General features: G+C 70.0%; 10 protein-coding genes and 1 pseudogene. 7 read left to right on the top strand and 4 right to left on the bottom strand.

Translation table 11 applies throughout. The annotated features are described in order from the left end of the window. Positions 1–101: 101 nt before the first annotated feature. A complete protein-coding gene (locus OG758_RS29920) occupies positions 102–1,472 on the top strand; it encodes an FAD-binding oxidoreductase (protein ID WP_326712780.1) in 1,371 nt (456 codons plus the stop codon). Between the two features lie 52 nt (positions 1,473–1,524). On the opposite strand, the gene OG758_RS29925 is transcribed toward OG758_RS29920, so the two are convergent. Then, positions 1,525–2,004 carry an SsgA family sporulation/cell division regulator gene (locus OG758_RS29925; protein ID WP_326712781.1) on the bottom strand — a complete coding sequence of 160 codons (480 nt, stop codon included), beginning with the start codon at positions 2,002–2,004 and terminating at the stop codon, positions 1,525–1,527. A 220-nt stretch (positions 2,005–2,224) separates the two neighbouring features. Between OG758_RS29925 and OG758_RS29930 the strand changes: the two genes are divergently transcribed. Together OG758_RS29930 and OG758_RS29935 are read left to right on the top strand one after the other, a co-directional pair. Next, complete coding sequence (locus OG758_RS29930) at positions 2,225–3,883, top strand: RDD family protein (RefSeq protein WP_326712782.1); 1,659 nt, start codon at positions 2,225–2,227, stop codon at positions 3,881–3,883. Between the two features lie 99 nt (positions 3,884–3,982). Further along, positions 3,983–4,744 carry an RDD family protein gene (locus tag OG758_RS29935; protein ID WP_326712783.1) on the top strand — a complete coding sequence of 254 codons (762 nt, stop codon included), beginning with the start codon at positions 3,983–3,985 and terminating at the stop codon, positions 4,742–4,744. Positions 4,745–4,780: 36 nt separating this feature from the next. Here the strand turns inward: OG758_RS29935 and OG758_RS29940 are convergent, their stop codons facing one another. Next, on the bottom strand, positions 4,781–5,107 hold the full coding sequence (locus OG758_RS29940) for a hypothetical protein (protein WP_326712784.1): 327 nt from the start codon (positions 5,105–5,107) through the stop codon (positions 4,781–4,783). Positions 5,108–5,504: 397 nt separating this feature from the next. On the opposite strand from OG758_RS29940, the gene OG758_RS29945 reads away from it, so the two are divergent. Both OG758_RS29945 and OG758_RS29950 read left to right on the top strand, forming a co-directional pair. Next, on the top strand, positions 5,505–7,901 hold the full coding sequence (locus tag OG758_RS29945) for an immune inhibitor A domain-containing protein (RefSeq protein ID WP_326712785.1): 2,397 nt from the start codon (positions 5,505–5,507) through the stop codon (positions 7,899–7,901). A gap of 122 nt (positions 7,902–8,023) precedes the next feature. Next, positions 8,024–8,323 (top strand): annotated as a pseudogene (locus OG758_RS29950) (hypothetical protein); the annotation flags it as partial. Between the two features lie 201 nt (positions 8,324–8,524). On the opposite strand, the gene OG758_RS29955 reads toward OG758_RS29950, so the two are convergent. Next, a complete protein-coding gene (locus OG758_RS29955) occupies positions 8,525–9,109 on the bottom strand; it encodes an isochorismatase family protein (RefSeq protein WP_326712786.1) in 585 nt (194 codons plus the stop codon). A 73-nt stretch (positions 9,110–9,182) separates the two neighbouring features. Then, a complete protein-coding gene (locus OG758_RS29960; RefSeq protein ID WP_326712787.1) occupies positions 9,183–10,526 on the bottom strand; it encodes a nicotinate phosphoribosyltransferase in 1,344 nt (447 codons plus the stop codon). A gap of 81 nt (positions 10,527–10,607) precedes the next feature. Here OG758_RS29960 and clpS point away from each other — a divergent pair, with 81 nt between their 5' ends. Together clpS and OG758_RS29970 are read left to right on the top strand one after the other, a co-directional pair. Next, a complete protein-coding gene (gene clpS / locus OG758_RS29965) occupies positions 10,608–10,925 on the top strand; it encodes an ATP-dependent Clp protease adapter ClpS (RefSeq protein WP_100593970.1) in 318 nt (105 codons plus the stop codon). Positions 10,926–10,960: 35 nt separating this feature from the next. Further along, positions 10,961–11,566 (top strand): DUF2017 domain-containing protein, encoded by a 606-nt coding sequence (locus tag OG758_RS29970; RefSeq protein ID WP_326712788.1) that lies wholly within the window; start codon positions 10,961–10,963, stop codon positions 11,564–11,566. Positions 11,567–11,750: the final 184 nt, after the last annotated feature.

Genomic DNA, 11,750 nt, shown 5'->3' on the forward strand with positions numbered 1-11,750 from the left:
ACTGTGCGTCAATACGAAGAGCACATCACGGCAACATCCCGGCAGGTGAAGGCCGCCGCAGACGGGTTCACACCGATGGCCCCGAGTGCGAGGCTGTGATCATGAGCCGCACACTCGTCGAACGACTTCAGGAAGGCCTGCCGGCCGGGGCGGTCCTCACCGACCCCGACGTCACGGCCTCGTACGCCAATGACATGGCCAGCTTCTGCGACGCGGGAGCGCCGGCCGTCGTGGTGCTGCCCCGCACCGTCGAGCAGGTCCAGCACGTGATGCGCACGGCCACGGAGCTACGGGTCCCCGTCGTCCCGCAGGGCGCCCGCACGGGCCTCTCCGGCGCGGCGAACGCGTCCGAGGGCTGCATCGTGCTGTCCCTGGTCAAGATGGACCGCATCCTGGAGATCAACACCGTCGACAGGATCGCGGTCGTCGAGCCGGGCGTCATCAACGCCACGCTCTCCCGCGCCGTCAACGAGAAGGGCCTCTACTACCCGCCGGACCCGTCCAGCTGGGAAATGTGCACCATCGGCGGGAACATCGGCACGGCGTCGGGCGGCCTGTGCTGCGTGAAGTACGGGGTGACGGCGGAGTACGTCCTCGGGCTCGACATCGTCCTCGCCGACGGCCGGCTCCTGTCCACGGGACGCCGCACGGCCAAGGGCGTCGCGGGCTACGACCTCACGCGTCTGTTCGTCGGCTCCGAGGGCAGCCTCGGCATCGTCGTACGGGCCACACTCGCGCTCAAGCCCGAGCCGCCGCAGCAGCTGGTCCTGGCCGCCGAATTCGCTTCCACGGACGCCGCCTGCGACGCGGTCTGCAAGATCATGGAGGGCGGTCACGTCCCGTCGCTGCTCGAACTCATGGACCGTACGACCGTGAAGGCCGTCAACGCGATGGCCAACATGGGGCTCCCCGAGACCACCGAGGCGCTGCTCCTCGCGGCCTTCGACACCCTCGATCCGGCCGCCGACCTCGCCGCCGTCGGTGCCCTGTGCGAGGCCGCGGGCGCGACCCAGGTCGTCCCCGCCGAGGACGCCGCCGAGTCCGAACTCCTGCTCCAGGCCCGGCGCCTCTCGCTCACCGCACTCGAAGCGGTCAAGGGCACGACGATGATCGACGACGTGTGCGTGCCGCGTTCGAGGCTCGCCGAGATGCTCACCGGCGTCGACCGCATCGCCGAGAAGTACGGCCTCACGATCGGCGTCTGCTGCCACGCGGGCGACGGCAACACGCACCCCACCGTCTGCTTCGACGCCCAGGACGCCGACGAGGGCCGGCGGGCCCGCGAGTCCTTCGACGAGATCATGGCGCTCGGTCTCGAACTCGGCGGGACCATCACCGGCGAACACGGCGTCGGCGTACTCAAGAAGGAGTGGCTGGCGCGCGAGCTCGGCCCGGTCGGCATCGAGATGCAGCGCGCCGTCAAGGCGGCCTTCGACCCGCTCGGCCTGCTCAACCCGGGCAAACTCTTCTGACGCCCGCCACTCCTGGTCGGTCGGCCCGCATCCACCCCCGTGGGACGCGCGCTCACTCACCGTCCTTGGACTCGTCCGAGGGCCACGGGTCGCGCAGCCACAGGTCGTCGACGCGGCCCGAGGCGGGAGCGAGCAGCTCGGCGAGGCCGTCGTCGATGCCGAGCCGCTCGGACTCAGAGCCCGGAGGGACCACCCGCAGTGTCCGCTCCAGCCAGGCGGACACGGCGGCGGCGGGCGCTTCCAGGAGCGCGTCGCCGTCCGGTGAACTCAGCGCCATGAGGACGACGCTGCGGCGGTCGACCTTCGTCGGCCACACGCGCACGTCCCCGTGCCCGCACGGCCGGAACACCCCTTCCACGAGCAGCTCGCGCGCGAACGTCCAGTTGACCGGGTGCTCGGAGCCGATGTGAAAGGCGATGTGGACGGCGTACGGGTCGTCGGTCCGGTAGGTGAGCCGGGCAGGGACAGGGATGCTGCGCTCGGGCGACAGGACAAGCCTCAGCTCGAGTTCGCGTTCCACCACGGTGTGCATGTCGTGCGTTTCCTCTCCTCGTACGGGTCGTGCGGGGGCTCGCGAGAGCGGGCCCGTGCAAGGAGAGAGGGCGAAGGGCGCGGAGCATTACGCGAGTTCCGGAAAGTTTTTCGGCGTCCCCGGAAAGTGGTCCGTACGGGCGGACCCGCCCGGTGGCGGGCGGTGGTCTGATAGATGTGGACCCCCAACAAAACCCCCGAGCAGATACGGGACGACGGACATGAGCGCCCCAACTCCGGCACCCGGCGACGACAGGCCCCGCGACGGGTACTACCCCGACCCGTCCATTCCCGGATACGTCCGGTACTGGAACGGTGCCGCGTGGGTGCCCGGCACGAGCCGCCCGGCCCCGTCCGACGGCGAACCCCTCGCCGCCCCCGCCGGGGTGACCCCGGCCCCCGCGCCCGCCCCCACGCCTGCGCCCGCGCCCGCGTCCGTGGAGGAGACCGGCCCGATCTTCCTCGACGAGGAGCCGGAGCGGTACTCGGACGAGCCGGCCGCACCCGAACCCGCCACGGCCTGGCAGGCGGACGCGTCCCGCCAGACCGGCTTCGGCGGCGAGCAGGACCGCCGTGTGTCCTGGGGCGCCGACCCGCGCGTGCCTGCTCCGCAGCAGCAGGAGCGCGCGGACGGGGCGGTCACGAACCGCCCGGCACAGCCGGAGCCCCCGACGCCGCCCACGGACGGGACGGTCACGTTCCGCCGCCCCACCCCGCCCACGGACCGCCCCGAGGGCACGATGACGATGCGAGCGCTGTCCGCTCGTCAGGTACCGGGCCAGCAAGGGCCTGCGGTACAGGGCCAGCAGGGCCAGGGGCAGGGTCAGCAGGTTCCGGGTCAGCAGGTTCCGGGTCAGCAGGGTCAGCAAGCGCAGGCCCAGCAAGCTCAGCCCCAACAGCCCGTCGCCCAGAACCCGCAGGCGCCCCAGCAGCCCGCGCCCCCGCAGGCCGACGGCCAGCCCCGGTCCGGCCCCCAGTCGCAGCCGCAGCCCCAGCCTCAAGCGGGCTTCGCCCCGCAGGGGCCGGTCCAACAGCCCCAGGCCCAGGCCCAGCAAGCGCAGGCCCAGCAAGCGCAGGCCCACCAGGCGCACGCCCCGCAAGCCGCCCCTCTCCACCCGCACGCGCCCTACGCACCTCAGGCCCCCACCCCGGTGCAGCAGCCCCAGGCCGGCCGCCCCGGCGCGGTCCCGCCGCAGGCCGCCGGTGCCGCCTCCGGCACTCCCATGACCTCCGGCCCCGGCGGCGGTTCGCCTTCCTGGGCGCAGCAGGTTCACCAGCTCGCCCAGCCTCAGTCCGCGCAGCCCGCCACAGGCGAACCCGCGGAGCCGGAAGGCCCCGTCACGCCGTGGAAGCCCGTGGCCAACGACCCGTTCCTGGCGGCAGCCCAGGCGCAGGCGTCGGCGCGGCCCGCGGGGCTCGGCAAGCGTCTTGCCGCGCGGCTCATCGATTCGGTGGTGCTCGGCGCCGTCACCGCGGTGGCGGCCGTCCCGCTCGGCACCAAGGCCATCGACCACATCGACGGGAAGATCGACGCGGCGAAGGCGTCGGGCCGCGAGGCCACGGTCTGGCTGCTGGACGGCACGACGGGCGCCTACCTCGGCATCGTCCTCGCCGTCCTCCTCGTCGCCGGCATTCTCTACGAGGCCCTGCCGACCGCCAAGTGGGGCCGCACCCTGGGCAAAAAGGTGTGCGGGCTCCAGGTGCGGGACATCGAGGAGCACGAGGCGCCGACGTTCGGCGCGGCGCTGCGGCGCTGGCTGGTGTACAGCGTGACCGGCCTGCTGGCCATCGGCGTCCTCGGCGTGCTGTGGTGCCTGTTCGACCGGCCGTGGCGCCAGTGCTGGCACGACAAGGCGGCCCGTACGTTCGTCGCGGGCTGACCCCGGCCGTCCCGCTCGGCCGCCGCACGGGCGAGCAGCCGTACTCCGGACGGCGGCTCGCCGGATGCGGAGTCGGGGGGTTCGCGGTCGACTCGGGCCATGAGCACCGAACCGCCGCCCCCCGGCTCAGGTCAGCCCCCGGAAGACGACCCGTTCAGAAAGCCGCCACCGTCCCAGGGCGGCGGCTCACCGTACGACGGCCCGCAGGACCCGTACGGGACTCCTCAGGGCCCCCAGAACCCTCAGGGCCCCCACGGCCCTCAGAACCCCCCGGGCTCGGGGAATCCGTACGACTCCCCGCCGCCCCCGCCCGGCGGCACCCCACCGCCCCCGTACGGCGGTGGTGGTGAGGGTGGCCCCTACGGTGGTGACCCCTACGGTGGCGGTCCCTACGGGGATGACCCGCTGGCCGGGATGCCGCCGCTGGCGGACAGCGGCAAGCGCGTGCTCGCGCGGATCATCGACATCATCCTGGTCAGCATCGTCGTGGGGCTGCTGTCCTGGGCCTTCGGGATCGCCGAGTACCAGACGAACCCCGACAAGATCCAGTACGGCAGACAGTTCGGCCAGTCCGTCCTCGCCGCGGTCCTCTACATCGGGTACGACACCTTCATGACCGCGAAGACCGGCCAGACCCTGGGCAAGCGGCTGCTCAAGCTGCGTGTGGCGAACCTCAACGACGGTGCCACGCCCAGCGTCCAGACCAACCTGGTACGCGCCGCGGTCCTGTGGCTGCCGGCGGTGTTCTGCTGCGCCTGCATCTGGACCGCGATCTGTGGTGGCTGGAGCTTCTTCGACAAGCCCTACAAGCAGGGCCTGCACGACAAGGCCGCGAAGACGGTGGTGGTCAGCACCGGCTGAGCAGGCGCGGGGTGGTGCTTCCGGCGGGTCCGTGGGTCACGGGCCCGCCGGTCCGCGTGTGCCGGACGGCGTGACCTCGTACACGGACTCGGGGGCGGCCTGCGGGGCGGCCGCCGAGGGCACGGTCGCTCGCTGCACCGGCATCCGCTCCTCCGCCGCGACGGCAGTCGCCGGTACGGCGGAGGGCCGCGACTTCGGCAGGGGGACCGTCAGCGCCACGAGGAGACCGAGGCCGAGTGCGGCCAGGGCGATGATCGCGACGCCGAGGCCCGAACTCGTCTGCGACAACAGCAGCATGGCGAGTGTCGAGAAGATCACGGTCGCGGAACCGTAGGCGAGCTGTGCGGCAGTCGGACGCGGCATGGCGTTATCCGTCCTCGGGACAGCGGATGCTTACTTCACTGGCGTATAGCAGGAGCCATTGGCAGCTGCATATGTAAGGGATGCGGAGCCAGGTCGACTTGGCCGTAGCGCGCCGTCAAATGACTCTAATCCGACGCATGCCCGAGAGGAACGGGCGGTAAGCGTGACCTAACCCACGGTGCCGGTGCACGGGGGGCGCACGGAGTCACCGAGTCCACGAAGTGGACGGTTCGGCGCGCCCGTTGGCGGAAAGTCCGCGTCCGGATATCGGTGTCGCGCCACTGCATAGTGCACTCCGGTTGCCCCAGTCAAGGTCTGTTATTTCTCCTTCACCTCCGGTCAAATAGCGTCACTTGTGATACGTGGCTGAATAGCCACGGAGGAGGGGAACCATCAAGTGACCACCAAGAGACGGGCGTTGAGATCCGCCGCCGTGCTCGTGACGCTGGCCGCGACCGCGGCTGCCGGATCGGTCCTCGCGACGGGCGCCCAGGCCGACACCCCGGCCGTAGGAAGCTCCACGTCGCACGGCAAGACGTACGGGGGCAAGGGGCACGTCATCGGCGGCCCCTTCAGCCAGCAGATGGAGCAGCAGCGCAAGACCGCGCTGGAGCAGGTGCTCTCCGGGAAGTCGAAGGTCGAGAAGCGCGACGGCTCGCAGGTCGTGAAGCTCGGCAAGGACAAGTACGTCGAGCTGGGCCGGGAGCGGACCGACAAGATCTTCACGATCCTGACGGAGTTCGGCGACAAGGTCGACAACACGACGCTGGTCGACCGCGCCGACGACGACACGCCTGACCTGAAGCCCAAGTACGGGGGCACGCCCGGCCCGCTGCACAACCGGATAGCCGAGCCGGACCGTGCCAAGAACAACAGCACGGCCTGGCAGAAGGACTACAGCAGCAAGCACTTCCAGGACCTGTACTTCGGTACGGGCAAGGGAGTCGACTCGCTGAAGACCTACTACGAGAAGACGTCGTCGGGCCGCTACTCGGTCGACGGCGAGGTCTCGGACTGGGTCAAGGTCCCCTACAACGAGGCCCGTTACGGCTCCAACTACTGCGGCGCCGACAACTGCCCGAACGTCGAGGACCTGGTCCGCGACGGCGTGACCGCGTGGGTCGAGCAGCAGAAGGCGGCCGGCAAGTCCGACGCCGACATCAAGGCGGACCTGTCCCAGTACGACCAGTGGGACCGTACCGACCACGACAACGACGGCAACTTCAACGAGCCCGACGGCTACATCGACCACTTCCAGATCGTCCACGCGGGCGAGGACGGGTCGGCCGGCGGCGGCGCGCAGGGCGGCGACTCCCTGTGGGCGCACCGCGGTTACGCCTACGGCCGCGACGACGGCGACACGGGCCCGACCGGCTTCAAGGCGGGCGGCACCCCGGTCGGCGACACCGGCATCTGGGTCGGCGACTACACGATGCAGCCGGAGAACGGCGGACTCGGCGTCTTCGCCCACGAGTACGGCCACGACCTGGGCCTGCCCGACCTGTACGACACCACGTACAGCGGCGAGAACTCGGTCGGCTTCTGGTCCCTGATGTCGGCCGGCTCCTGGCTCGGCACCGGCAAGGACTCCATCGGCGACATGCCGGGCGACATGACCGCCTGGGACAAGCTGCAGCTCGGCTGGCTCAACTACGACAAGGCCAAGGCGGCGACCAAGTCGACGCACACGCTGGGGGTTTCGGAGTACAACACCAAGCGCAAGCAGGCCCTCGTCGTCGAGCTGCCCGAGAAGAAGAACGTCACCACCGAGATCGTGAAGCCCACCGAGGGCGCGAAGCAGTGGTGGTCGGACTACGGTGACGACCTCTCGAACACCCTGGCGCGCCCGGTCGATCTGACCGGCAAGTCGAAGGCGGCCCTCGAACTCGACGGCTGGTACGACATCGAGAAGGACTACGACTACCTGTACACGCAGGTGTCCACGGACGACGGCGCCAGCTGGAAGACGATCGACGGCACCGCCGACGGCGTCACCATCCCGCGCGACGGCGGCGACAAGCCGGCCCTGACCGGCGTCTCCGGCAAGTTCCAGCACCTGGTGTTCCCGCTGGACGCCTACGCGGGCAAGAAGATCAGCGTCCGCTTCCGCTACAAGACGGACGGCGGCGCCGGCGGCATGGGCTTCACCGCCGACAACCTCACCGTCAAGGCGGACGGCCAGGCGCTGTTCACCGACAACGCCGAAGGTGACGACAACGGCTGGACCGCGCGCGGCTTCTCGCGCGTCGGCGCCTCCGTGACCGGCGACTTCCCGCAGTTCTACCTCGCGGAGAACCGCCAGTACATCTCCTACGACAAGACCCTCAAGGTCGGTCCGTACAACTTCGGTTGGCGTGACGGCGGTGCCAAGAACGACTGGGTCGAGCACTACTCGTACCGTCCCGGCCTGATGATCTGGCAGTGGGACACCTCGCAGCGCAACAACAACGTCGGCCAGCACCCCGGCAAGGGCCTGATCCTGCCGGTCGACGCGCACGCCAAGCCGCTCAAGTGGGCCGACGGCAAATACATCACCAACAAGATCCAGCCGTACGACGCCGCGTTCAGCTGGTTCCCGAACCGGGGCTTCTCGCTGCACAAGCTCGGCGTCGAGACCAAGATCCCGGCACAGCTGGGCGTTCCGGTCTTCGACGACCACAAGGGCACGTACTGGTACAAGGAGAACCCGACCGGCAGTGTCCAGACAACTGACACCAACACCCGGATCTCGATCGTCGGGCAGCCGCTCGACGGCTCGTCGATCACGGTGAAGGTGGGCCCCTCGGCGAAGTAATCCACATCGCCGCAGGTCAGAGCATGATCGGCCGTCGCCCTCTAGCGGGCGGCGGCCGATCGTGTTTAGGTGCGTCCTGTGAGTTCCTTATTGACACTACGTCTCACGGGGGTGTGACAGTCATGTCCGCAGGAGGCTTCTGCAAGCTGCCGAACGGCAGCGTGGTGGTGGCGCTGACCGTGCCCAGCCCGTCGCCGGACGACGGTGCGGTACGGGTCCTGGTGCACGCGGCGAACCGCGCCCGCGCCCTGACCCGGCTGCGCAACCTGGGTCTGCGGGCGATCTACCTGAGGGGCAACGCGGAGCCCCCCACACCCGACGAGGTCACAGCGGTCCTGCACCACCCGGACGGCCTGCTCTGGCGGGCCGCCCCCCGCTGCACGGCGGGCGAACTGTGGCACCCGATCAGAGCGCTCATGAGACCGAGGCACCCCGACCGGGCCGGCTATTCCAGTTCGGCCTCCAGCCCGGCGGGCCATTTCGGTGCCGGTCATTCCAGGGCGGGCCGTTCCAGCCCCTCCGGCGTGTGAGGAGCGGGGTCCGGGCAGAGTCCCGGGCCACGCGCGGCGGAGCCGCATATCGACACGGCCGGGCGGGCCGGGGGGGCCGGGGGAGAAAGAGACTCAGACGACGGGCTTACCGCTCAGCTCGACACCCGAGCCCCGCATCTCCTCAAGCGCCGCCGCAGTGGTCACCGCGGCCACCCCGGCCGTCAGATCGAGCAGTACCTGAGTCCGGAACCCCTCCCGCACCGCGTCCAGCGAGGTGGCGCGAACGCAGTGATCCGTGGCGAGCCCGACCACGTCCACCTCGGTGATCCCTCGCGCGCGGAGCCAGTCCGCCAAGGACACCCCGTTCTCGTCGAGCCCCTCGAACCCGCTGTACGCGGCCGCGTACGCCCCCTTGTCGAAGACGGCGTCGATCGCGCCGGACGCGACGACGGGCGCGAAGTTCGGGTGGAACCCGATGCCCTCCGTGCCCGCCACGCAGTGCGGGGGCCAGGAGTGGACGAAGTCCGGGGACTCGGAGAAGTGGTCACCGGGCGCGATGTGGTGATCGCGGGTGGCCACGACGTGCCGGTACCCGGCGGGCGCCTGTCCGATCAGCTCGGTGACGGCCGCGGCAACGTCCGCCCCGCCCGCCAGCGCGAGGCTGCCTCCCTCACAGAAGTCGTTCTGTACATCTACGACGATCAGTGCGCGGCGCATAGGAGGTGTCCTTCGGCTGGGAGACTTCGAGCGTAGAGACTTGAAGTGCGTTGCGGGAGAGGGCATGTGCCCGTTAAACGGGCGTGCTCACCAGATACTCCGTAGGGATCACCGCTTCCCCGCGCGACAGCTGCTTCGCCGAGAGCGGCAGCCCGTCGAGCGCTTCGATGTGCCGCTCGCGCACCGCGTCCAGCGGCTCGCGGGCCACGACCGTGCCGCCCTTGACCAGCTCGACCAGGAGCTGCCGGTCGACGAGATCGGCCGGGACGGGACCCGTGCCGAGCACCTCGGCCTCGGCGACCCCCTGCTCGTCGCGTCGCCGCGCGGCCCACTTGCGGCCGCCCACGGACGTCTTCGCGCCCATGGACTTCTTCGCCACGGGCAGCAGCGGCGCCTTCGGATCGGTGGACTCGGCGCGCGCGACCAGCTTGTAGACCATCGAGCACGTCGGGTGCCCCGAGCCGGTGACCAGCTGTGTTCCCACTCCGTACGCGTCCACGGGCGCGGCCGCGAGCGAGGCGATGGCGTACTCGTCGAGGTCTGAGGTGACGACGATCTTCGTCTCGGTGGCGCCGAGCTCGTCGAGCTGCCCGCGCACACGGTGCGCGACGAGCAGCAGGTCTCCGGAGTCGATGCGTACGGCGCCCAGCCCGGGCCCGGCAATCTCCACGGCGAGGCGCACGGCCTCCGTGACGTCGTACGTGTCCACGAGCAGGGTCGTGCCCTCGCCGAGGGAGTCGACCTGCGCGCGGAACGCGTCGCGCTCGGTGTCGTGCAGCAGCGTGAAGGCGTGGGCGGACGTGCCGACGGTCGGGATCCCGTACCGGAACCCGGCCGCGAGGTCCGACGTGGTGGCGAAGCCGCCCACGTACGCGGCGCGGGACGCGGCGACGGCGGCCAGCTCGTGCGTGCGGCGCGCGCCCATCTCGATCAGCGGCCGGCTGCCCGCGGCGGAGGCCATGCGGGAGGCTGCGGCGGCGATCGCCGAGTCGTGGTTGAGGATGGAGAGGATCACCGTCTCCAGCAGGACGCACTCCGCGAAGGAGCCCTCGACCCGCAGGATGGGGGAGCCGGGGAAGTACACCTCGCCCTCGGGGTAGCCCCAGATGTCACCGCTGAAGCGGTAGGCGGCCAGCCATTCGATGGTCCGCTCGTCGACGATGCCGCGCTCGCGCAGGAAGCCCAGTTCGCGAGCGTCGAACCGGAAGTTCTCGACGGCGTCCAGCACCCGTCCGGTGCCTGTCACGACGCCGTACCGGCGCCCCTCGGGCAGCCTGCGCGTGAAGACCTCGAAGACCGAGCGCCGGTCGGCCGTGCCCGCCTTGAGCGCGGCCTGGAGCATCGTGAGCTCGTAGTGATCGGTGAAGAGCGCTGTCGACGGAACATCCACCGGCAGGCCAAGGTCCGCTGTGTTCATATCCGGGATGCTACCTCCAATTAGCGTCAGTGTGACGATTTCCGTGGCCCATTTGTGCGGTCGCCGCCCCCTAGTGGCAGCATGGGCTGTGTGACGGCTCCTGCACCCCTAGAGATCGAACGCACCGAGTCGGCGGAGGAGACCTTCGCCGTGCCGGAGCCGGACGTCCCCTGGATCACGCTCGTACACAACGACCCGGTCAACCTCATGAGTTATGTGACGTATGTCTTCCAGACGTACTTCGGGTACTCGAAGGACAAGGCCACCAAGCTGATGCTCGACGTGCACCAGAAGGGCCGTGCGGTCGTCTCTTCCGGGTCCCGCGAGGAGATGGAACGCGACGTGCAGGCCATGCACGGCTACGGTCTGTGGGCCACCCTTCAGCAGGACCGCAAGTAGCGCACGCAAGCAGCGACGGAGTAGCGACGCACCTGATGCCAGGACACTTCGAACCGATTCCCGGCGGCGGCGCTGCCGTCGCGCTCGACGAGGTCGAGATCTCGATCATCCGCTCCCTGGCGGTCCAGCTCCTGGAGCTGATCGGCCCCGGGCCCGGCGGGGACGCGTCCGACGACCCGCTCGCCGAGCTCTTCGCGGAGGGTCCGAGCGAGCCGCCGTCCGACCCGGTGCTCCAGCGCCTCTTCCCCGACGCCTACGGCGGCCCGGGCAGCGAGGAGGCGACGGTGGACCAGGCGGACGAACAGCACGCGCACTCCGCCGAGTTCAGGCGCTTCACCGAGAACGACCTGCGGGCCGGCAAGCGCGAGGACGCGCTCGCGGTGATCCGCTCACTGGACGCGCTGACGTCCGCCGGTGAGGGGGGAGCGGTCCTCAAGCTCTCGCCCGAGGAGTCCCTGCGCTGGATGCGCGCGCTCAACGATCTGCGCCTCGCGATCGGCACCCGCCTCGACATCACCGACGAGGAGGACGCGGATCTCCTCTACCGGCTCCCCGACGAGGACCCGCGCAAGCCGATGGTGATGGCGTACCTGTGGCTGGGCGGGCTCCAGGAGACTCTGGTCGAAACCCTTATGCCCTGACCTGTCAGGACATATCGAGCGGAGTCCAAGCGTCCGTATGTAAGCGCGTTCGCTCAGCGGTTGCTCAATTCCGGATAACGATCCTGTCACTTGAGCGGTCTTGTATGCCGCACGAGGGGTTTTTTGTCCGGTTTTTCCAGTGGTGTGTGCCACACGTGCCTTTCTCGATCAGTGTTGCCGTCGT

Origin of the sequence: Streptomyces sp. NBC_01474 (assembly GCF_035918215.1) — a bacterium.
In the GTDB taxonomy this organism is placed as follows: Bacteria; Actinomycetota; Actinomycetes; order Streptomycetales; family Streptomycetaceae; genus Streptomyces; species Streptomyces aureus.